Origin of the sequence: Nonomuraea fuscirosea, from assembly GCF_035917475.1 — a bacterium.
In the GTDB taxonomy this organism is placed as follows: domain Bacteria; phylum Actinomycetota; class Actinomycetes; order Streptosporangiales; family Streptosporangiaceae; genus Nonomuraea; species Nonomuraea fuscirosea.
Genome location: NZ_CP109074.1, coordinates 8,607,271 through 8,629,279 on the forward strand (window position 1 = coordinate 8,607,271; position 22,009 = coordinate 8,629,279).

17 protein-coding genes are annotated in these 22,009 nt (G+C 73.0%); 9 read left to right on the forward strand and 8 right to left on the reverse strand.

All coding sequences use genetic code 11. The annotated features are described in order from the left end of the window. Positions 1-4: 4 nt before the first annotated feature. The 5 genes from OIE67_RS39185 to OIE67_RS39205 form a co-directional block, all read right to left on the reverse strand. Positions 5-2,890 (reverse strand): ATP-binding protein, encoded by a 2,886-nt coding sequence (locus tag OIE67_RS39185; RefSeq protein WP_326629993.1) that lies wholly within the window; start codon positions 2,888-2,890, stop codon positions 5-7. Positions 2,891-3,301: 411 nt separating this feature from the next. After that, positions 3,302-4,603, reverse strand: a complete 1,302-nt coding sequence (locus OIE67_RS39190) for a sensor histidine kinase (protein WP_326629994.1) — start codon at positions 4,601-4,603, stop codon at positions 3,302-3,304. A 191-nt stretch (positions 4,604-4,794) separates the two neighbouring features. Next, positions 4,795-5,442, reverse strand: coding sequence for a chorismate mutase (locus OIE67_RS39195; protein ID WP_326629995.1), 648 nt, complete (start codon positions 5,440-5,442; stop codon positions 4,795-4,797). A 37-nt stretch (positions 5,443-5,479) separates the two neighbouring features. Next, positions 5,480-6,853 carry an FAD-binding oxidoreductase gene (locus OIE67_RS39200; protein ID WP_326629997.1) on the reverse strand — a complete coding sequence of 458 codons (1,374 nt, stop codon included), beginning with the start codon at positions 6,851-6,853 and terminating at the stop codon, positions 5,480-5,482. Between the two features lie 29 nt (positions 6,854-6,882). Beyond that, on the reverse strand, positions 6,883-7,662 hold the full coding sequence (locus OIE67_RS39205; RefSeq protein WP_326629999.1) for an alpha/beta fold hydrolase: 780 nt from the start codon (positions 7,660-7,662) through the stop codon (positions 6,883-6,885). Positions 7,663-7,866: 204 nt separating this feature from the next. Here OIE67_RS39205 and OIE67_RS39210 point away from each other — a divergent pair, with 204 nt between their 5' ends. The 3 genes from OIE67_RS39210 (at position 7,867) to OIE67_RS39220 (ending at position 10,377) form a co-directional block, all read left to right on the forward strand. Beyond that, on the forward strand, positions 7,867-8,943 hold the full coding sequence (locus OIE67_RS39210; RefSeq protein ID WP_326630001.1) for a threonine aldolase family protein: 1,077 nt from the start codon (positions 7,867-7,869) through the stop codon (positions 8,941-8,943). A 133-nt stretch (positions 8,944-9,076) separates the two neighbouring features. Beyond that, complete coding sequence (locus OIE67_RS39215) at positions 9,077-9,913, forward strand: hypothetical protein (protein ID WP_326630003.1); 837 nt, start codon at positions 9,077-9,079, stop codon at positions 9,911-9,913. A gap of 149 nt (positions 9,914-10,062) precedes the next feature. Further along, a complete protein-coding gene (locus OIE67_RS39220) occupies positions 10,063-10,377 on the forward strand; it encodes a hypothetical protein (RefSeq protein WP_326630005.1) in 315 nt (104 codons plus the stop codon). An 89-nt stretch (positions 10,378-10,466) separates the two neighbouring features. Here the strand turns inward: OIE67_RS39220 and OIE67_RS39225 are convergent, their stop codons facing one another. Beyond that, positions 10,467-11,309, reverse strand: a complete 843-nt coding sequence (locus OIE67_RS39225; protein ID WP_326630007.1) for a LysR family transcriptional regulator — start codon at positions 11,307-11,309, stop codon at positions 10,467-10,469. A gap of 72 nt (positions 11,310-11,381) precedes the next feature. Between OIE67_RS39225 and OIE67_RS39230 the strand changes: the two genes are divergently transcribed. The 4 genes from OIE67_RS39230 to OIE67_RS39245 all read left to right on the forward strand — a co-directional run bounded on the left by OIE67_RS39230 (position 11,382) and on the right by OIE67_RS39245 (position 16,466). Beyond that, positions 11,382-12,578 (forward strand): MFS transporter, encoded by a 1,197-nt coding sequence (locus OIE67_RS39230; RefSeq protein WP_326630009.1) that lies wholly within the window; start codon positions 11,382-11,384, stop codon positions 12,576-12,578. Positions 12,579-12,814: 236 nt separating this feature from the next. Then, positions 12,815-13,945 carry a hypothetical protein gene (locus tag OIE67_RS39235; RefSeq protein ID WP_326630011.1) on the forward strand — a complete coding sequence of 377 codons (1,131 nt, stop codon included), beginning with the start codon at positions 12,815-12,817 and terminating at the stop codon, positions 13,943-13,945. 143 nt (positions 13,946-14,088) lie between these two features. Continuing rightward, positions 14,089-15,219, forward strand: coding sequence for a hypothetical protein (locus OIE67_RS39240; RefSeq protein ID WP_326630014.1), 1,131 nt, complete (start codon positions 14,089-14,091; stop codon positions 15,217-15,219). A gap of 83 nt (positions 15,220-15,302) precedes the next feature. Then, a complete protein-coding gene (locus OIE67_RS39245) occupies positions 15,303-16,466 on the forward strand; it encodes an NAD(P)-binding protein (protein WP_326630016.1) in 1,164 nt (387 codons plus the stop codon). Positions 16,467-16,517: 51 nt separating this feature from the next. Here OIE67_RS39245 and OIE67_RS39250 read toward each other — a convergent pair whose 3' ends face one another. Next, on the reverse strand, positions 16,518-17,462 hold the full coding sequence (locus tag OIE67_RS39250) for a methionyl-tRNA formyltransferase (RefSeq protein ID WP_326630018.1): 945 nt from the start codon (positions 17,460-17,462) through the stop codon (positions 16,518-16,520). A gap of 121 nt (positions 17,463-17,583) precedes the next feature. Between OIE67_RS39250 and OIE67_RS39255 the strand changes: the two genes are divergently transcribed. Beyond that, positions 17,584-18,900: a lysine N(6)-hydroxylase/L-ornithine N(5)-oxygenase family protein gene (locus tag OIE67_RS39255; RefSeq protein WP_326630020.1), complete on the forward strand. Its 1,317-nt coding sequence runs from the start codon at positions 17,584-17,586 to the stop codon at positions 18,898-18,900. Between the two features lie 56 nt (positions 18,901-18,956). On the opposite strand, the gene OIE67_RS39260 is transcribed toward OIE67_RS39255, so the two are convergent. Next, positions 18,957-20,084 (reverse strand): alpha/beta hydrolase-fold protein, encoded by a 1,128-nt coding sequence (locus OIE67_RS39260; protein ID WP_326630022.1) that lies wholly within the window; start codon positions 20,082-20,084, stop codon positions 18,957-18,959. A gap of 140 nt (positions 20,085-20,224) precedes the next feature. Here OIE67_RS39260 and OIE67_RS39265 point away from each other — a divergent pair, with 140 nt between their 5' ends. Beyond that, on the forward strand, positions 20,225-22,000 hold the full coding sequence (locus tag OIE67_RS39265; RefSeq protein WP_326630025.1) for an ABC transporter ATP-binding protein: 1,776 nt from the start codon (positions 20,225-20,227) through the stop codon (positions 21,998-22,000). Positions 22,001-22,009: the final 9 nt, after the last annotated feature.

The following is a 22,009-nucleotide window of genomic DNA, read 5'->3' on the forward strand; positions in this document are numbered from 1 at the left end:
GCGCTCACTCCGAGCCGGCGCCCTCCGGTCGTCTCGGCCGGCCGGCGGCGACCCAGGCGGCGATCTGGGCGCGGTTGGTGAAACCGAGCTTGACCAGGATGTGCTGGACGTGGTTCTCCACCGTCCGCTCGGCGATGTGGGCGGCGGCGGCGATCTGCCGGCTGGTCAGCCCCTGGGACACCAGCGCGGCGATCTCGTCCTCGCGCCGTGTCAGCGGGCCGGCCACCCGCCCGGACAACGATCGCGCCAGCTCCGCGCAGGACGCCCGCAGCGGGGCCATGCCGAGCTCGCCGGCCGTGGCGCCCGCCGACTCGGCCAGCGCGACCGCTTCGTCCCGGTCTCCCGGCCGCCGGCGCCTGGCCAGGGCACGGGCCAGTTCGTAGCGGGCGAAGGCGGCCATCGGCGGCATGCCCGCCCGTTCGTTGACCTCGGCGGCGGCACGCAGGTGGCGTACGGCGTCGTCGAGGCGCCCCAGCGTGGCGGCGGCCCGGCCGAGCGGCAGCCGCATCGAGCCGTTAATCGTGATCACCCCGGCTCCGCCGCAGGCGAACAGATCGGCGTACGGCATCATCGCCGGGTACGTCCGCGCGGCGGCCTCCCGGTCGCCGAACTCCGCGGCGAGTTCGGTGATCATGGCGAGCACGCTCACCAGCAGAAAGGGCGGCACCGACGACGTGAACGGCGGCAGGCTCCGGTAGATCCGCCCGGCCTCCTCCCGCCGTCCCGCCGCCACCAGGAACAACGCCCAGACGGCGGGAACCACGACGATGCCCGGGTTCACCGGATCCGGCGCGTCGATCGGCTCGCCGGAGCTTCCCGTCAGGGTGCGCAGGATCATCGCAAAGGCGTGCGAAGGCACCAGGGCGCCCTCGTGGCCGGCCCGCCGCGACAACTCCAGCGCCTGCTCCCCCAGCACGACCGCGTCATCGAACCGGCCGCGAGCCAGGGCCATCGCGGCCCTGCAGCGCAGCGCGTGCCAGCGCGTCAGCGGCGAGCGCAGCCGCCGGGCGACCACGTCGATCGGGGCCAGCTCCGCCTCGGCCCGATCGAGGCGGCCCAGCTGGGCCAGCGCGTCGAACCGCCACAGGCGGCCCCACAGCACCGCGTCGTCGTCGCGGTCGGCCTCTCCCATCGCGAGCATCCGGTCCCCGAGGGCGAGCCGGTCGGTCACGCCGTCGGGGCCGCTGCGAGCGAGCTGCCTGGCCCGCAGCGCCTCCTTGACGGCCCGCCGGTCGCCGACCCGTTCGGCCATGGCCAGCGCTTCGGCGGAACGGGTCTCGGCTTCGCCGGGCGAGCTCCACGCATGGCTCACCGCGTACTGGGCCAGCAGCCGCGCCCGCAGCACGCTGTCCTGCTCGGGGATGCCCGCCAGCGCCTCGGCGTACAGCGCGGCGCCGACGTCGTCCCAGACGAAGTCGCTGACCCCCTCCATGATCATGGCCGCCTCGCCGACGGTCCGCGCGTCGCCGGCCTCCCGCGCGAGGTCGACCGCCGCGAGCAGTGACCGGCGCGCCTCGACCATGTCGTACGCCCTGACCTGCGCCCGGGCCCTGGCCAGCAGCAACCGGCACCGGTCCGGCCCGCTCAGCGCCGCGTCGCCCGCCACGGCCACCGCGCGCCCGTACAGGACCGCCGCCTCCTCCCACGCCAGTTGCGCCATCGCCTGCTCCGCGGCCCGCTCGGCCCACGCCACGGCCAGGCCGGCATCGCCGGCGGGCAGCGACTCCAGCAGGTGGAAGGCCACCTCGCTGGTCCTGTCGGCCGCGTCGACCCGCCCGATCAGGTGTTCCGCCATCCGCCGGTGCAGGATGAGCCGCTGTGCCGTGCCCACCTCCAGCCGGGCCGCCTCCCTGATCAGGTCGTGCCCGAACCTGCTCCCCGTCCCGCCCGCCCGTGCGTCCCGCGCGGTGGTGAGGATGCCGGCCGCCGCCGCTTCGTCGAGCGCGTCCAGCACCTCCGCGACCTCCCACCCGGCCGCCGCGGCCAGAGCGGGCGGGTCGACCGCCGACCCGAGCACCGCCGCGGCCGACACCACCTGACCGCACCACGCCGACAACCGGTCCAGGCGGCCGCGTACGGCGTCGCGCACCCCGGCCGGCAACTCCGCCTCGTCCCCCTGCTCGCCGCCCAGCAGCCGGGCCAGCTCGGTGACGAAGAACGGATTGCCCCGCGTACGCCGGCTGACCGCGCCGACCACCGGCTCCGGCGACGGCCAGCCGGTGACGCCGGCCAGCAGGTCACCGACCTCGGACTCGGCCAGTCCCGTCAGCCGCACCCGCGTCACCGACGCCTCCCCGGCGAGCGCGGCCAGCGTCCGCCGCAGCGGCTCGCCGATCTCGGTGTCGCGGTAGATCGCCAGCACCGCCAGCCGCGCCGCCGCCGCTCCCCTGGCCAGGTACACCAGCAGCCGCAGTGACGCCTCGTCCGCCCAGTGCAGATCGTCGAGGACGACCAACAGCCCGTCCTTCTCCGCCCCGGCCGCCAGCAATCCGCTCACGTCCTCGAACAACCGGAATCGTGACTCGGCCTCGTTCATCGCGCCGAAGTCCGGGACGACGAGCCCCGTAGGCCGGTCCCGACCGCCTTCGGCCCGGTCCCGACCGCTCTCGGGCCGGTCCTGACCGCCTCCGGGCCCGTCCTGAGCGCCTTCGGACTGTTCGAGCGCCCGCAGGACCTGCCGGAACGGCCAGTACGCCGGATTGCCCTCCTCGTCGGTGGCCCGCCCCCAGCAGCACCGCATCCCCAGCCGCGCCGCCACCGCCGCGGCCTGCTCCGCCAGCCGGCTCTTACCCACCCCCGGCTCCCCGGCCAGCAGCAGCACCTGACCCGCGCCGCCGGAGGCCGCGCCGAGCCGGTCCTCGATCCGCGCGAGCTCCTGCTCACGTCCCACGAACCTGATCTGTCGCGTCGCCGCCTCCACTCGCCCCCGGCCGGTCCGCGCCGACCGGCCCCCGCCGACTCCCGCTCTGCACGAGTGTCAGCGGCTCGCCCGGTCGCGGGCAAGTGAATTGCAGCGGAATTTCCCGGGTGCCCGCCTTTCAGACGGCGTCGACGAGGTGGTGGGAGGGCCCGTAGCGGATCTTGTAGTCCGCGCGGCAGCCGATGAGTCCGTCGTCCGTGCACCGGACCGCGATGCTGACCCAGCGGACGTCGGAGTCCGGCGTGTCGTCGTAGAACGTGAACCCGACCGCCGTCTCGAACCGGTCCTCGCCGCACGCGCACTCGACGAAGTACTCGGCCTCGGCCTCTTCCGTAGGTAACGAGGACCCTCCGGCGGGCGCAGCCGGATTCCGGCAGGTCCTCAGCCGGCTCGTGGCATGCGCAGGACCAGGCAGGCGCCCTGGGCGGAGTCTTCGATGGTCAGGGAGCCCTGGTGAGCGTGCGCGATCTCGCGGCAGATGGGCAGGCCCAGGCCGGTGCCCTTGGGGTCGAGGACGCGGGATTCCGGGAGCCGGGCGAAGCGTTCGAAGACGATCTCGCGGTGCTCTGAGGCGATGCCGGTGCCGTCGTCCATGACCGCCAGCACGGCGGTGCCGTCCTCGGCCCTGACGGCGACGGTGACGGCGGTGGCGGCGTGGCGCTGGGCATTGTTCACCAGGTTGGTCAGCAGCCGGCCGAGCAGCACCCGTTCGCACTCGACGAAGACCCCCGGCCGCAGGTCGGTGTGCACGGGCACCCGGCCGGGCAGGCGGCGCCGGAGCTCCGAGCGGACCAGGTCGGCCAGGTCGGTGCGCTCGCGCTGCGACGACCGTTCGGCGTCCAGGCGGGCCAGGGTGAGGATGTCCTCGGCGATCGCCTGCTGCCGTTCCACGTCGTTGAGCAGGTCCTTGGCCAGGGACGGCCAGTCGACCGCGGCCGGGTCCATCAGCGCCTCCTCCAGGCGCAGCCGGGCGCCGGCGATCGGGGTGCGCAGGTCGTGGGAGGCCTCGGCGGCGAAGCGCCGCTCCCGGCGCAGGGCCGACTCCTGCTGTTCGAGGGTGTCGTTGACGACGGTGGCCAGGTAGCGGATCTCGTCGTGGTGGGCGGGCACGGGCACCCGGTGACCGGGATCGCCGGCGGCGACCCCGGCGGCCATCACCTCGACCGGACGCAGGGTCCGGCCGACGATCCAGTAGGTCCCGACGATCATGACGATCAGCAGGATCGCCGACCCGGCCGCCAGTTCCGCGACCAGCGCCTCACTGACGTACCACGGCGGGGCGGGCAGCGCGCTGTAGGCGATCAGGTCGCCGCCGGCGGCGGGGACCCACATCGCCGCGACGAGCACGCACCGGTGGGGGAACCCGGGCACGTCGCACTGGAGCCGATCGGTGGCCGCGGATCGGCGCGGCGGCAAGAACGTGGCCATCCGCGGCTGGCCCCGCATCCGGGGGCTCGCCGAGACCACCTGCCCGGCGACGGCGGCCAGCTGCATCGCGGGCACGTTCTCGAGGTCGATGGCCTCCGGCGCGTCCCGGTGTGCGAAGCGGTGCGCCAGCTCCAGGTTCGCCGCGTACAGGCGGCCGAGCCGGCGCGCCGTCCTCTCCTCGTGCCGGTGATCGAGGATCAGCACGGACGTGATCACACACAGCACCGTCGCCACCACGGCGGCCAGCATCGTCATCCGTGCCCGGATGGACCAATGGGACCACCTGAGATGCTCGGCCACCCACGGTGCGAAGCGGGCGGCCCGCGGGTGGAGGTGTTCCATGGCCCCGGCCCTCCCAGCGAATCCGACCCTCCGGAACGTTCCCCTGACCAGCGAAAACAGTCATGACGACGCTACGGAGCGGGCGTAAGGCCCGGCGGAGGCGGTCAGCGGCGCCCGGCCGGCGCATCGGAGCGGCACACGGACTGTGTGGCCGCCTTGAGCGCCCGGCGGTGGAGCGGGTCCAGCCGTTCCCGGGCCGCCCCCGACGCGGTGGCCAGGCCCAGTTGCACCGCGCAGGCGACGGGCTGGTCCCGCACCCGCTCGGTGTTCTTGAGCTCGGCGAGCAGGTCCGTGGTCAGCCGGTCGAGCCGCTCGCGGATCTGGCCGAGGTCGGGGCGCGTCGTGGGCGCCTCCTGCGGATGCGCGGTCCAGCGGGCGAACAGCCCCTTCTGCACGACCTTGCTGGCGGTGATCTGGTCACGGAAGAACGCCACCGCCGCGTCCGGGTCCAGTTCGGCCGCGACGGCCTGCTTCCGCACCTGCTCCAGGACCTGCTCCTCGCGTACGGGATCCTCGATGGGCGAGCCCGTGCCGAACTTGGCCGCCGCCACGTCGTCGCTCACCCGGATCCGCTCGATGACCACGTCCGTCAGCGGGCCGAGCCTGCCCCGTGACGTGCCCGTCTCGGCCGCGCTGCCGACGGCGCTCGTGGGCGTCGCCGCGGCCATGGCCTGAGGGGCGGCCGGCATGGTCGCCGCGCCGAACATCCCGGCGATCATCGTGTAGCGCGTCAGCCTCGTTCTCAACTTCATTTGTCCACCCCTTGGATATATGAGCTGCTTAACGGTCTCAGGACGGGTCCGGCAGCGGGATCGCGCGGAACACGTGGTCCGGGTCGTACCGGCGTTTGGCCGCCAGCAGCCGCTCGGTGTTCGGGCCGTAGGCGTGGGCGATCCGTGCGACCTCGTCTTCCCCGAGCAGGTTGGGGTAACCGCCGGGCAGCGTGTCGGGATCGAGGGCGCCGGTCAGGCCGGCGGCCCAGGCGCGGTGCTCCGCCGCACGGGGGTCGCCGGGCTCCCAGAGGGCGATGACCTCGATCATCAGGTGCGGGTCGCGGTTGCCGAACGCCGTCTCCGTCACGGGTACGCGGGCCGCGGCCCCGTGCAGGCTGTGCACGGACACGGCCGAGTAGGGCGAGGTCAGGGTGGAGCCCGCGAGGCTCAGCGCGTCACGTACGCCGGAGGTCAGCGACGGCACCCAGCGGGGGCGGATCTCGACGTGCCGGCCGAAGGGGAACTGCGCGTCGATGCCCGCGAGCAGCTCGGGCATGGTGCCCGGGGCGATCTGGGAGACGAGGGGCGTCCCGAGCGTGTCCAGCCGGGCCAGCGCGCGTTCGCCCGCCGCCGCGTCGTCGCCGCTCCAGGTCGGCGAGAGGAACACCAGCGGCTTGCCGTCCGGTCCTGCCAGGACGCCGAACTGCACGGTCAGCTCGTCCGGACTCCCGTCCAGGACGTCCGGCAGCCCGGCCAGCACGGTTCCGGCCTGCTCCCACGGGAACAGCACCATGCCGGACAGCAGCGTCGGCACCTCGTGCAGCCGTACCCGCATCGAGGTGACGAGGCCGAAGTTCCCGCCGCCGCCGCGCAGTGCCCAGAACAGGTCCGGCTCACGTTCATGATCGGTGGTGACGACGGAGCCGTCGGCGAGCACCACGTCGGCGGAGAGCAGGTTGTCCAGGGCGAGCCCGAAGCGGCCGCTGAGCGGCCCGTAGCCGCCGCCGAGCGTCAGGCCCGCCATGCCCACGGAGCCGGCTGAGCCGGTCGCGGCGGTCAGGCCGAAGGGCTGGGCGGCACGGACGACGTCGGCCGCAGTGGCCCCGCCGGACACCTCGGCGACCTTCGCCCCGGCGTCCACCGTCACCCGGCGCAGGCCGGTGAGGTCGATGGTCAGGCCGCCGTCGCTCAGCGACCTGCCGCCCCAGTCGTGGCCGCCGCCGCGTACGGAGAGCGGCACCCCGTTCTCCCGCGCGGCCAGCACGGCGGCCTGCGCCTCGGCCGGGTCGGCGCACCGGACGATGACGCCGGGGCGGGCGGTCACGGCGCCGTTCCAGATCGCCCGGCCGGCGTCGTAGTCGGGCCCGGTGGTGACCACCCGGCCCGTGCGGACGGCCTGGCGCAGCGTGCCGGTCAGCCGGCCGAGTCGTGGATGTGTCGTCGTAGGCATGGGACCCCCGTCTCGGGAAGGGACGCGTTTCACCGGGCGTTGCGGGCCGCGTCCTCGATCACCCGCGTGACGGCGTCGGGACGGCTGACCATCACCGCGTGGGAGGCGCTGACCTCCTCGATGTGCGCGCCGGCCCGCTTGGACATGAAGCGCTGCACGTCGGGGGCGATCGCGTGGTCCTGGCGGGTGATCAGGCTCCAGGAGGGAACGGTGCGGTACGCCTCCTCCACGCCGGCGTCGGTGACCGCCCTGGTGTTGGCGGGCCGCTGGGCGGCGGCCAGGTCGGCGGCGGTGGTCTTGTCGACGTCACCGGCGAAGGCGTCGCGGAAGTGGTCGGGGTCGATGGACACCTCCGTGCCGTCCGGGACCTCGGTCGAGACCAGCGGGATGGGCGTCGGGGACTTGGCGGCCAGCTCGCCCACCGTCTCACCCTTCGCGGGGATGAACCCGGCGATGTAGACCAGGGCCTTGACATCGGGGTCGGAGACGCCGGAGTTGGTGATCACCGCGCCGCCGTACGAGTGGCCGACCAGCACCATGGGGCCGTCGATCGCGGCCAGGTAGCTGTTGACGTAGGCCGTGTCGCTGGTGAGCCCCCGCAGCGGGTTGGCGATGGCGCGGACCGGATAGCCGTCCTTGCGCAGTCGTTCCATCACCGGCGACCAGCTTGAGGAGTCGGCCCATGCGCCGTGGACGAGCACGACGGTCGGCTTGCGGGCCGAGGTCTCACCGGCCGCCAGCGCCACGCTCGGCGCGGTGGCGCCGATCAGGGCGAGGGCGCCGACGGCGAGGGCGACACGACGGAGCACGCGGTTGCGCATGATGGGGCCTTTCGGTTCATGTGTTGGTTTCGGACGAAGCGGCTGCGACGTTCCTTCGGCAGGCGCAACGCCGAGGTAGAACGTTCGGTCTCATCTTGACCGTATTCGAACCATTCGTCAATACCGAACGTTCTACCCCGTCTCTGGCTGGCAGGATACGTACCGCAACAGACCTGGGAAAGGACCGCGTTCATGCCCGAATCCAGCCCGCCCGTGCGGCGTTCCCTGTTCCTGCACGCGCCCATCCGCCGGGGGCCGCGCCGGATGCTGGAGCAGATGCTGGCCCTGGTGGACGACGACACCCCGGCCGACGGGCCGCGGGGTCCGGTCGCGGTGCTGGAGCGGCGGCTGGCCGAGCTGCTCGGCAAGGAGAGCGCGCTGTTCTTCCCCAGTGGCACGATGGCCCAGCAGACCGCGTTGCGGGTGCACGCCGACCGGCTCGGCCGCCGTACGTTCGCCGCCCATCCGCAGTCGCATCTGGACGTGTGGGAGGAGCAGGGCTACAACGCCGTGCACGGGCTGCGGTTGCGCCGCACCGGCGACCCGCACGAGCTGATGACGGCCGCGGACCTGGCGGCGGCCGTCGGCGAGCCGCTCGCCGCAGCCGTCTGGGAGCTGCCGCAGCGTGACCTCGGCGGCCTGCTGCCCACCTGGGACGAGCTGGGCGAGCAGGTCGCGCTCGTCCACGCCACCGGCGCCGCCGCGCACCTGGACGGCGCCCGGCTGTGGGAGGCCCAGACCTACTACCGGCGGCCGTTCGACGAGATCGCCGCCCTGTTCGACACCGTCTACGTCTCCCTCTACAAGAGCCTGCAGGGGGTACGCGGCGCCGTGCTCGCCTCCGACGCGGCCACCGTGGAGGTGGCCCGGGTGTGGCGGCAACGGCTCGGCGGCGGCATCCGCGACGCGTGGCCGCTCGCCCTGGCCGCGCTGGTCCACCTCGACACCCTGGCGGAGAAGATGCCCGCCTACCGCGAGCACGCCATCGCCATCGCGGCCGCGATCAACGCCGACGGCGCCGCCCGCGCCCACCCCGACCCGCCGCAGACCCCGATGTTCCACGTCCACCTGCCCGCCGGCCGCCACGCCGTCGAGCGAGCCGGTCAGGAGATCCTCGCCGAGCACGGCATCCAGCTCTGGGGCCGGGTACGTTCGGCGTCCGAGCCGGGCCGGTCCGCGTTCGAGGTCAGCGTCGGCGAGAACGCCATGGAGTTCACCCCCGACGAGGTGGCCGGCCTCATCCACGACGTCCTGGCCCGCGCCCGCTGAGGGGGGCGGAGCGTCCGACCGACGGCGTCGCGATCGGGCACGGCTTTGATACGTCGCCGAGATCTTCATCCGCGAAGATCTCCTCCGGCCTTCGGTTCCCGGCGGCACGGAATCGAGCGGGGAGCGCATGGGCATGGGTCGATGGACGCTTGGGCCGGCTCTTGTGCTGACGGCCTCGATCTCGGTCTCGGTCTCGGTCTCGATCACCGGCGTGCCCGCCGAAGCCGCCGCCCGTCCCGATCCGGTCGCGGCGCTGAAGCGGAAACTCAACGGTCATGGCGGGGTGCGGGAGACTGCGGTGTTTCGCTCCGTCTCGGGGCCGAAGAAGGTTCGCCTCACCACCCGGGCCAAGACCGTGTTCGAATTCGGTGGTGGCGGAATCGTGGCCAGCGACCTCCGCTTCTCGTCCTCACTGGGCGACTCCCGGAGCATCGCCTTCCTCTACCGCGTCTACGACTGGGAGCCCAAACACCCTGACTACCTGCCGGCGGGCAAGTCCTGGATCGTGTCGAAGAAGAAGAAGAAGAACGACCTGTTCATATCGTGCGGGCAGATCAGGCTGAGTGATCCCGCGGTCCTCCGGCACGTGCTGGCCACCACCACGGCCAAGCGCCCCGCCGGCGTCTACGACGGCACCCGCACCACCATCTACGAGGGCAGCACCACGATCGGCGCGCTGTACAAGCTGGATCCGAGCGTGTGGGTGGACAACGTGAACAAGCCCACCGGACAGCACGCGAGCTATCGCAAGTTGCCGGTGAAGTGGCGGCTGTGGCTCGGCTCGGATCAGCTCGTACGCAGGTGCCAGACGCGTTATGACGAGCCCTACAGCACGTGGAACGTCGAAGACCGCCATGTGGTGATCACCGATGAGCGCTACTCCGGCTGGCACGATTCGATCGACGTCAAGCCACCTCCCGCCGAACTCGTGGCGACGCACGACGAACTGGTCTTCTCCGACGACGACTGAACGCGAGGGGCCGCCGCCCGACGGCTGGGCAGGCAACCGCCCGCTCGACCATCAGGCCCGGTGACGCGGGCCGCTCAACCGAGGCTCAACAGAATCTCAGTCCGCGCCGCCGTACGTTCCTCTCATCACACCAACGGGGAGGAACGCACATGAAACTCACCGCCACACTGGGCGCGGCCGCCGTCGCCGGCGCGATCTCGCTGGCCGTCCCGGCGGCCGTGGTTCCCGCTCCTGCCGCCGCCGCCGCCACGGCGCAGGGCGGGTGCGGTCAGGTCACGCACTGGACCAGCAGGTTCAAGCACCACGTACGGGTCTCCAACAAGTGCAACTACTCGATCTCCTTCCAGGTCAAGCGGCGCGGGCCGGACTCCGACTGCCAGATCCTGACCGCGTACGTCACGCGGACGTTGTGGTGGCAGCGGTACGGCCGGCAGTTCCAGGGCATCCGCTGGAACTGCGCCTAGGAACGAGGTGTGCGCCCGGACCGGCCGAGCCGCGTCCGGGCGCACAGCCGTCCATGCCGGCTGTGGCGCGCGGCCGTGTCCACCCGCGATCAGAGCATGCGTCGCAGGGCGGTCTCGACGGCGTCGACGAGCGCGTCGCCCTCGGTGCCCGGGTGGCGGGCGAGGCCGAGTTCGACGTCCGGCAGGGGCGGAAGCGCGGAGGCGTCGTGACAGGCCATGGACGGTTCGAGGTTGGCGGGCAGGAGCGCCCCGACACCGAGTCCAGCCCGTAGGGCGGCGAGCACCCCGGCCAGGCTGTTGCTCTCGAACGCCACCCGCCACGGACGTCCCGAGCCCTCCATCGCGTCCAGCACCGCCGTCCGCCAGGCGCACGAGTTGGCGAACAGCACCACCGGCAGCGGGTCGGCGTCTACGGCGACCCCCTGCCCGACCGCCCACACCAGCGGCAGCCGCACCGTCCACTTCGGCGGCCTGGGCAGGTCGGGGACCTCGTCGAGGACGAGCTGCACCCGGCCCGAGTCGTACGCCTCCCGCGTCGCCGCGACGGTGAGGGTGAGCACCTCCAGCGTCGCGCCTGGATGCAGCCGGGCGAGGTCGGCCAGGGCCTGGTGCAGGCGGGAGGCGGCCAGGTCCTCGTGCAGCCCGAGGCCGCAGTGCCCGGTGAGCGCCCGCCCGGTCTCGGCCAGCGCCTGCGCGGACAGGGCGAGGATGCGCTCGGCGTACGGCAGCAGCTCCTCCCCCACCCGGGTCAGCGTGACGCCGGACGGCGCCCGGAGCAGCAGCGGGCTGCCGACGGTGCGTTCGAGCTTGCGCAACTGCTGGCTGAGCGCGGGCTGGGTGCGGCCGAGCGCCGCCGCGGCGCGGCTGATGCTGCCCGCCCGGACGGTGGCGACGAACGACCGCAGCAGGACGGTCTCAAGGTCACGGGGCATAACAATTCATTATGTCCGACCCTACGAAATGACGTCTTCCTATGGCCCGTCCGGATGACTACCGTCGAACCAGTGACCCGATTTCGACAGGTGCTCGCGGTGCCGGGGCTGACGCCGCTGCTGGGCATCTCCCTGCTCGCCCGTACCGCGATCACGGCGGACGCGATGGCGCTGACGATGGTCGTCGTCGTCACGCTCGGCCACAGTTACGCGGCGGCGGGAGCGGTGGTGGCGGCGCTCACCGCCGGGGTCGCGCTGGGCGGGCCGGTGCTGGGGCGGATGATCGACCGGCGGGGCCTGCGCACCGTGCTGCCGATCACGATCGTGCCGCAGCTCCTGTTCTGGTCGGCGGTGCCCGTGCTGCCGTACGTGGTGCTGGTGGGCGCCTCCTTCGTGGCCGGGCTGCTGATGGTGCCGGTCCAGGCGGTCACCAGGCAGGCGATCACCGCGATGACCACGGCGGAGCAGCGGCGGGCCGCGTTCGCGCTGGAGTCGGTGGCGGGCGAGGTGTCGTACCTGGTGGGCCCGGCCTTGGTGATCCTCTGCGCCACGACGCTCTCCCCCGGCGTGGTGTCGTGGGGCGTGGGCGCCGCGATCGTGGCCGGCGGGGCCGGGATCATGCTGCTCGACCCGCCGTTGCGGGCCGAGGGCGAGACGTCCGGCGCGGCGGCGGGCCGGCCGCGACGCAGGGAGTGGCTGGGAGTGCGGGTGGTCGCCGTGCTGCTCATGGGGTTCGGCGTCGCGATGTTGCTCAGCGGCGTCGACCTGGCCATCGTGGCCACGCTTCGCGAGGCCGGTCAGGTCTCGTGGGCGGCGCTGGTCGTCGCCGTCTGCGGGGTGGCCTCCGTCGTGGGCGGTCTGGTGTACGGCGCGCTGCCCCGGCCGGTGCCGACCTGGCTGCTGCTCGGGCTGCTCGCGCTGGTGACGATTCCGGCCGGGCTCGCCCCCACCTGGCCCTGGCTCTGCGTGGCCGTCGTTGGGATCGGGCTGCTGACCGCGCCGACCCTGGTCACGGTCACCGACGCGGTGAGCCGGTTGACGCCCGCCGGCGTGCGCGGCGAGGCGACCGGGCTGCACTCGTCGGCGGCGGGCGCGGGGTTCGCGCTCGGGGCTCCGGTGGTGGGGATGGCGATCGACGTGTCCACTTCGGCGGGCGGCTTCGCGACGGCCGGTCTGGCGGGGCTGCTCGCGGCGCTGACGGGGTATCTGCTCTGGCGCTCGGGAACGGCTGCCGTCGCGCCGCCGGTCGCCGGTCTGACAAGGACCTGAAACTTTCAGCGGGCCCGATCCGTGCGGCTCGCGTGCTTTCGCGGGCCTGACCACTGTCACGTCGTCATACGTGATCCGGCGGGCAGCCGGAAGGCTGACAGCGGCATTGACAGGCGTCAGGGTGTCCTCTTTGCTGTGGGGCGATCACCGTCATCCCGCGCGGAAAGGACGATCTTGCGATGTTAGCGCTAACAGCCACCTTCGGGGCGCCATCCCGACCGAGAAGACTTTCCCAGGTGATCGCGGCGATCACCGGACTGATCACCGGCGCGGCCGGCCTGGTGCTCGGCGCGGCGCCCGCGTCCGCCGCCGCCTGCGGAGACGGCTCCTTCCAGGCGCAGGTGACGGTCAGCGGCAACACCTGGACCGCCCGCAACAGCGCCGGCGCGAGCGTCTACACCGGCACCGACTTCCGCGCGGCGGTCCAAGCCGGCATCGGCAGCCTCACGACCGGGCGTACCTCGATCCAGCGCGTCGTGGTGCGCGGCAACGGCACGATGAGCGCCGGCAGCCGGATCTCGCTGCCGAGCCACACCTCCCTGTCGGTCTGCGGCACGGTCAACGTGACCGGCTCGGGCTCCGGCGACTACGCGCCGATCTACTCGCGCGGCACCACGAACATCGAGGTCCCGTATCTGAACGTCACCGGCACCCCCGTCTACGGCGTCTTCCTGCGCAACGTCACGAACGTCTGGCTCGGCCAGATCGACATGCGGCTCGGCGCGGGCCTCGGCGTGCGCGTCGACAACCGGGGCGACACCGGCCAGTGGAGCCGCAACGTACGGGTCGACAGCGTGTACGTGCAGGGGGCCAGTTCGCACGCGATGGAGACGTACGGCGTGGACGGTCTGACCGTCGGCACCGTCACGGCGCGGAATGTCGGCGAGTCCGGGCTGCTGCTCAACCAGACCGTCAACGCGACGGTCGGCACCGTCGACGCCGACAACGCCGGCGCGGGCACCGGGTACGCGGCCTTCCGCATGGCCAACCGCAACGGCCGGATCGGCAGCTCCTACCCGACCAACATTCGCGTCGGCACGGTGAAGGCGCGCGGCGGCGGCCGGGGGATCTTCTGCGTCTCCGAGAGCGGCGGCGCCACCATCGACCGGGTCGACCTCGCCAACACCGGCAACAACGCGGTCCTGGTGGAGAACTGCCACAACGTCGTCATCGCCGGCTCGTCGGGCACGATCAGCGGCGGTGGCGAGGTCCGCATCGCGGCCCGTACGGAGTTCGCGCCGTCGTCGGGGATCCGGTTCCAGAACCTGACGGTCTCCAACACCGGCATCAGGTGGAGTCCGTGCACCGGCAGCAACAACACGATCAGCAACGTGACCAGGATCAACTCCACGCTGACCTGGTGCTGACGACGGCCGCACCCGCGGTCCGCCACGGCAGCCGCCATGGTCCGGCGCGGCCGCGGACCTGAGGCCGGCTCGGCCCGGCGGATTTGAGGCGCTTCGACGGTATGATCCGTCGTTGTCCGTCATGAGCTGTCGCGGAGGCGCCGATGAGGGCACGGTCGCTGGTCGTCGTGGCGTGTCTGGTCGCGCAGGGCTGCGCCGCCGGGCCTCCGCAGACTTCGGCGAGCGCGTCCGGGTCACCGACCGGGTCCGAGTCCCCGCCAGAACCCACGTCCCTGACGACACCGCCACCGACGGAGACGGAGACGCCGGGCGACGCGGACGTCCCGGTGTCGGCGCGATGGGAGCGCGTTCCCGGCCTGCCCGACGACGGCGTCTGGGAGCGGGGCCTGTACGACGTGAGCGCCGCCTCCCCCGACCTGGCCTGGGCCGTCGGCTACAAGGGCTGGGAGGACGAGGTCGCGATGACCCTGCGCCACTGGGACGGCTCCGGCTGGCGGAAGCTCCCGGCGGATTACACCGGCAGCCTCGCGGCGGTCGACGCCGACGGGCCGGGCAACGTCTGGGCGGTGGGCGGCGGCTCGTTCGACAAGCCCGTCGCCCTGCACTGGAACGGCAGCTCGTGGCGCCGCCATCGCTCGCCGATGAGCACGCGGGACGTCGCGGTGGACGGCGCCCGAGTGGTGCTCATGTCGTCCTTCCAGGTGATGGAGGGCGACGGGGCCCGCTGGACCAGGAAGCTCGGCGTCAGCCGGCCGGGCTCCGAACTGCGCGCGGTGAGCGCGGGCGGCGGGCACACCTGGATCGCCGGCACCCGCATGGACCGGCCGATGATCTGGCACGGCACGGCCGGCGGCTACCGGGAGGCCGAGTTGCCCGAGGTGCCGGAGAGCGGCACGCTGGGCGCCGTCTGGCAGAACAGCCCGTCCGACGTGTGGGCGGTGGGAGCCACCGGGGAGAGACCCCTCGTCATGCGGTGGAACGGCTCGTCCTGGCAGCGGGTCGCGCTGCCGGCGGACTGGCGGGGCAACCTGACCAGCGTGACGGCCTTCGGCCCGGACGACGTGTGGATCGCGAGCCTGCGTACCGAGACCCCGCCGAAGCACGTCGTACTGCTGCACTGGGACGGCCGGACGTGGACGCGCGAGCGCTCGCCGTCGCCCGGCGAGGTGACCAGGGCGGTGATCGAACGGATCCCGGGCACGTCGCAGCTGTGGCTGGCCGCCTCGATCGTGAACGGCGACTCCGAGTCGATCGTCCTCTTCCGCCGTCGCTGACTGCCGATCGCCCCTGGGACGCGGATGTCCTGTCACATTCGCCGCCTTCCCGTCGTCCTTCGTAGACGAGGAAGGAGAGCGACGTGACGAAGAAGGTCGTGGTGATCGGTGGCGGGGTGGCCGGGCTGGTGGCGGCCGTCGCCTGCGCGGAGGCGGGCGCGCGGGTGACGCTGTACGAGGCGCACCGGAGTCTCGGCGGGCGGGGGCGGGCGATCGGCGGGCCGTACCTGGCTCATACGGGCGGTCACGTCTTCTACGCCGACGACCCGAACTGGGCCTGGTTGCGGGAGCGGGGGCTCATCGGCGCACTGGGCCGGCCGGCGTTGCGGGACTTCAGGACGGGGTTCGTCCGCGACGGCCGGATGCGGGCGCTGCCGCCGGCCGGATTCGTCCGGATGATGGCCACGGGCCCGGCGACGGCGCCGGTGGACGTGGACTTCCACACCTGGGCCTCGGCCCGGTACGGCGAGCGCACCGCCAGGGCGGCGGCCAACGCGATCAGCGTGGTCACGTACGACGCCGACACGGGACGGCTGTCGGCGGCGTTCGTGTGGAACCTGCTGCGCCGGGTGTTCGCGCTGCGCGTGCCGTCGGTCCGCTGGGTGACCGGCGGCTGGCAGGCGGCGATCGACCGGCTCGCCGCAAGGGCCCGTGACCTCGGCGTCGCCGTCGAGCTGGGCGCGCGGGTGCACGAGCTGCCGGACGGGCCCGTGATCGTGGCCACCGAGCTGTCCTCGGCCCGGCTGCTGCTCGGCGACCCGGGCCTGCGCTGGGAGAGCGGCGACTGCGTGCTGTTCGACCTGGCCGTACGCTCGGCGCGCGGTGACCGGTTCGTCGCCTGGGACCTGGACGCCGGCGGCTTCCACGAGACCTACTCGATGCAGGATCCGGCCGCCGCCCCGGACGGGGAGACGCTGTTCCAGCTCCAGATGCCGATCAAGAAGGACGAGAGCAGGGCCGGGGCGGCCCGGCGGGTGGAGGCGCTGGCCGACCTGGCGGTGCCCGGCTGGCGCGAGCGGACGACCTGGCGGCGCTCCGGCTCGGCCAGGCACCGTGGCGGCGCGCTCGACCTGCCCGGCCTGACCTGGCGCGACCGCCCGGCCGTCGACCGGGGCGACGGCGTGTTCCTGGCGGGCGACATGGTCGCGGCGCCCGGCATGCGCGGTGAGATCTCCGTCGCCAGCGCGCTCAGAGCCGCCGGCGGCGCCCTGCGCGCCCTCCACCTCACCGAGCACGCCACCCGGTGAGCCCGGCCGCCGCACGTCCGCCTGGTGTCGCGCCGGCCGGGCGGTGATCGGCTACGGGCGGGCGGTCAGGTAGCCGCCCATGGTCCTGAACAGGTCGCCGGCCGGCAGGTCGGTGCCGTCCTCGGTGCGGACGCGTTCGATGACCAGGCCGTGGCTGCGGCCCTTACGGGCTTCGGCGCCGGCCACGATGACGATGCCGTCGCCCTCGCGGATGAACACCCGTCCCGGCGTGCCGCCGTAGACGCCCGCGGAGACGGACGCCTTGAGGATGCGGACCCGCTCGCCCCTGTAGTGGGTGAAGGCGTTGGGGTACGGGTCGGACTGGGCCCGGACGAGGCGTTCGATGTCCTCGGCCGGCCAGGTCCAGTCGATGTTGCTGTCCTCGATCGAGCGCTTGTGGAAGAAGCTGGCCTTCGAGCGGTCCTGGGGCGTCCAGTCCGTACGGCCGGAGGCGATGAGGTCCAGCGACTCGGCCACGATGGGCGCGATGAGGTCGACCGTGCGGTGGAACAGGTCGGTGGCGGTGTCGGCCGGGCCGACGGGGACGGCGCGCTGCACCACGACGTCCCCGGCGTCGAGTTCGTCGTTCATCATGTGGGCGGTGACGCCGACCTCCTTCTCGCCGTTGATGAGCGCCCAGATGAGGGGCGAGAAGCCGGCGTAGGCGGGCAGCAGCGAGTCGTGCACGTTGAGGATGCCGTGCCGGGGCAGGGTGATGAACTCCGGCGGTATCCAGGTGCGCCAGTTGTTGGCGACGATGAGGTCAGGCTGGACTTCCTTCAGGGTGAGCAGCAGGTCGTCGTCGGGACGGTTGCGCAGCACGACCGGGACTCCGTGCTCCTCGGCCAGGCCGGCCACCGAGTCGCTCCAGATCTTCTCGTACGCGTGGTCGCTCTGAGGGTGGGTGACCACCAGCGCCACGTCGTGCGCGGACTCCAGCAGGGCCCGCAGGGTGCGGTGCCCCCACGTCTGGTAGCCGAACATCACGACCCGCATCAGCTCTCCTCGCGGCGACTTCGGGGGAAGGGGTGGTCTCGCTATTTAGGGAAGCCTAACCTAAGTTAGAGCAGGATTCCAGCGCGGACTCCGTTCCGAGACCCCTCTCGAAAGGCCTTCCATGCCCACTGCCGAGCAGCCCGTGCACGACCTTGTCGGTATCGGTTTCGGCCCTTCCAACCTCGCCCTGGCCATCGCCTTGCGCGACCGCGGGACGCGCACCGGCGAGCGGATCGACGCGGTGTTCCTGGAGAGACAACCCTCCTTCGGCTGGCACCGCGGCATGCTTCTCGAAGGCACCACGATGCAGGTCTCGTTCCTCAAAGACCTGGTCACCATGCGCGACCCCACCAGCGAGTTCACCTTCCTCAGCTATCTCAAGGCCCACGACCGGATGATCGACTTCATCAACCACAAGACGATGTTCCCCTCGCGCCTGGAGTTCCACGACTACCTGGAGTGGGCCGCGGCGCCCTTCGCCGACCAGGTCGAGTACGGCTCCGAGGTCGTCGCGGTCACACCGGTCACCGGGGACGGCCAGGAGGCCGTGGAGTGCCTCGACGTGGTGGTCCGCCAGGCCGACGGCGAGCTCAGCACCCGCCGTACCCGCAACCTGGTCCTCGCCGTCGGCCTGACCCCGGTGCTGCCCGACGGGATCGTCAGCGACGAGCGGATCTGGCACAGCGAGGAGCTGCTGGACAAGCTCCCCTCGCTCACCGATCCGCGCAGGGTGCTGGTGGTCGGGGCCGGTCAGAGCGCCGCGGAGGTGACCGAGCACCTGCACGGGCGTTTCCCCGACGCCGAGGTGTGCGCGGTGTTCGCCAAGTACGGCTACACCCCCGCCGACGACAGCTCCTTCGCCAACCGGATCTTCGACCCCGCCGCGGTCGACCACTACTTCGGCGCCCCCGAGGCGGTCAAGGAGCGGCTGCTCGCCTACCACACCTCCACCAACTACTCCGTGGTCGATCTCGACCTCATCGACGAGCTGTATCGCCGGCACTACCAGGAGAAGGTGCGCGGGCGGGAACGACTGCGCATCCTCAACGCCTCCCGGCTCGTGGACGTGGCCCAGGACGGTGCGGGCGTGCACGCCACCGTCGAGTTCCTGCCCACGGGTGAGCGGACGGTGCTGGAGGCCGACGTGATCGTCTACGCCACCGGCTACCGGCCCGGCGACCCGCTGACCCTGCTGGGCGCCACCGGCGAGCACTGCGAACGGCTGCCCTCCGGCGGGCTGCGCATCGAGCGCGACTACCGGATCGTCACCTCCGGGAACGTGCGCTGCGGCATCTACGTGCAGGGCGCCGCCGAGCACACCCACGGCCTGACCTCGACGCTGCTGTCGAACACCGCCGTCAGGGCCGGGGAGATCGCCGACGCGGTGGCCTCCCGGCTGAGCAGGAGCGGGCGCGGCTCGTACGCGTTCTCGCGATAAGCCCGCGCCGTGGTGGCGGCCGGCCGGCGCGGGCCGGTCCGCCACCATGGCGCGTCTCACTCGCATGAGTCTCCGAGAGCCCAGGCGACGTCCCTGAGCAGGGCGTGCCGCCAGCTCGCCCGGTCGTGGCCGGCGGGCGAGCGCGAGACCCGTACCGTCGCCCCGGCCTCCGCGGCCAGCGTCTCGACCAGCTCGCCGTGCGGCAGCATGCGCGGCTCGTGCTCCCCCAGGTCGAACGCGACCCGCAGACCGGACAGATCGGGACGCCGCCGCAACCGTTCGGCGACGGCGCCTCCGACGGGACCACCCAGCGGGTCGGCCAGTCCGGAGGCCGCGGGCGTCCACCAGAACGAGCCCGACTGGCAGGCGACGCGGGACACGAGCTCGGGGAACTCCAGCGCCCCGTACACCGCGCTCAGCCCGCCGAGGCTCTGCCCGGCGACCACGAGCCGGCCGGCGTCGGCGGGCACCCCGCTCTCCGCCACCAGGGGCAGCAGTTCGTCCCTGACCGCCTCCCACAGTTCGGGCCGGCAGCCGAACTCGGCGTCCCGGTCGAGGACGGGCAGGAAGACGAGGGTGACGGGAGGCAGGTCGCCACGGGAGACGGCCGAATCGAACGCGGTCATGGCCGGGTGCAGGTGGAGCCAGTCGTCCCCGTCGAGCAGCAGCACGATCGGCCCGCCGCCGCCCGCCGGATGGACCCGCACGGTGCGCCGCCGCCCACCCGACCGCTCGCCGGGCCGCCCATCCAGCCTCCCGCCGAGCCGCTCGCTGATCCAGCGCAGGCGGGCGCGCGGCAGGGGCAGGACGTCGTCGGCGCCGACGGCGGGCCAGTGCGGCTGGTCCGGGGCGTCGGGGGTCGCGGCGATCGACCGGTCGCCGCCCGCGCCCACCGGGTTGAACGGGTCCGCGTACGCCGCGCCGTCGCTGACGAGCCAGTAGGTCACCCGCAGCCGCGCGGGCATGGCGACCTCGGCGTACCAGCAGTCCGTCGCTTCCCACCTGCGTAACGCGACCGGCTCCGACCAGCTCTCGAAGTGCAGGCTCGCCGGAGAGCCGCGCCACAGGAAGAGCACGGTCCAGCCGTCCTGCGACGGCACCGCGGCGGGGCCCTTCGCCGCCGCCCAGAACGCGCCGGTCCCCGGCTCTCCCGGCATCCCGTACGCGGCCAAGGTGCTGTCCATGCGATCCCCCAGACGGCTGTAAGGTTAGCCTCACCTAAGCTACCCATGTTACGGTTTGCCTGCCCAGTACGGGCGCATGAGAGCAAGGGATGGCAGATGCCCCTCGACGTGTCCTTCCCCCGAGCCGCCGTGATCCAGGCGTGAGCACCGCAGACCCGGTCATCCTGCGCACCGCGACCGGGCCCGAGGCCACCCGCTGGGTGACCGCGCACCTGCGGGAGGTGCCGGGGCTGACGACCGCCGCCGTGCTGACCACCGTGGCGGGCGCGGCGCTCCAGGTGGTGCCGGTGTTCATCCTCGGCCAGGTGGTGGACGGGGTCGTCGCGGGCGAGCCGCCGTCGGTGCTCGTCACGATCGGGGCGCTGCTGGTGGCCGCCGTGCTGCTCGGCGCCGCCGCCACGGCCGGCTCGACGTACCTGATCGGGCGGCTGGGCGCGGACCTGCTCGCCAGGCTGCGCGAGGCCGCCGTCCGGGCGGTGCTGGGCATGCCGAGCGCGCGGATCGAGCAGGTCGGCCGGGGCGACGTGCTGTCCAGGGTCGGCGACGACGTGGCCGTGGTGTCCAAGGGCATCCGCACGGCCGTTCCCACGGTGTTCTCCTCCGGGGTGCTGGTCGCCATCGCCACGGCCGGCATGTTCGGGCTGGACTGGCGGCTCGGGCTGGCGGGGGCGGGGGCGCTGCCCGCGTACTGGCTGGCCCTGCGCTGGTATCTGCCCCGGTCGGCGCCGCTCTACCAGCGCCAGCGGGAGGCCCAGGCCGACCGCGCGCAGGCGTTGATCAGCGGCCTGAACGGGATCGACACCGTCCGCGCCTACCACCTCGAAGCGGACTTCCGCGCGCGGGTCACCCGCGAGTCGTGGCGGGTCCGCGACCTCGGCATCGAGGTGTTCCGGTTCTTCGGCCGGTTCGTCGGCAGGGAGAACCGGGCCGAGTTCATCGGGCTGAGCCTGATCATCGTGGTCGGGTACGTGCTGCTGGAGGCCGGCGCCGTCACCCTGGGCCAGGCGTCGGTGGCCCCGCTGCTGTTCCACCGGCTGTTCAATCCGCTGGGCGCCATCATGTTCACGTTCGACGAGGCGCAGAAGTCGGGCGCCAGCCTGACCCGGCTGGTCGGCGTGCTGGCCGAGCCTGCCGAGGAGCGGCTGGTGGGCCTGGCTCCGGCCGCGCCGGCGGACGGCGGGCCGTACCCGGTGACGGTGGAGGGGCTGACGTTCGCCTATCCGGGCACGGAGCGGCCGGTGCTGGTGGACGTGACCCTGTCGATCCCGGCGGGCGGTTCGCTCGCCCTGGTGGGGGCGACGGGCGCGGGCAAGACGACGCTGGCGGCGCTGATCGCGGGCATCGGCACTCCGCGGGCCGGCTCGGTGCGGATCGGCTCGACCGACCTGGCCGGGCTGGACGAGGCGGGGGCGCGGGCCCTGGTCAGCATCCTGACGCAGGAGACGCACGTGTTCTCCGGGCCGCTCGCCGACGATCTGCGGCTGGCCGCGCCGGAGGCGGGCGAGGCCGAGCTGATGGACGCGCTGCGCACCGTCGGCGCGGCCCCGTGGGTCGAGGCGCTGCCGGACGGGCTGGACACGGTGGTCGGCGAGGGCGGCGAGCGGCTGGACGGCACCAAGGTCGCCCAGCTCGCGCTGGCCCGGCTGATCCTGCACCGGTCGCCGGTGGTGGTGCTGGACGAGTCGACCGCGGAGGCGGGCAGCCAGGGCGCCGCCGAGCTGGAACGGGCCGTGACGGCCGCGTGCGCGGGCCGGACCACGCTCTACGTGGCGCACCGGCTGAGCCAGGCGATGGCGGCCGACCGCATCGCCGTCCTCGACGCCGGGCGCGTCGTGGAACAGGGCACCCACGCGGAGCTGGTCGCCCGGGGCGGCCGGTACGCGCGGCTCTGGCAGGCCTGGCAGGAAGGCTCCTAGAACCTGACT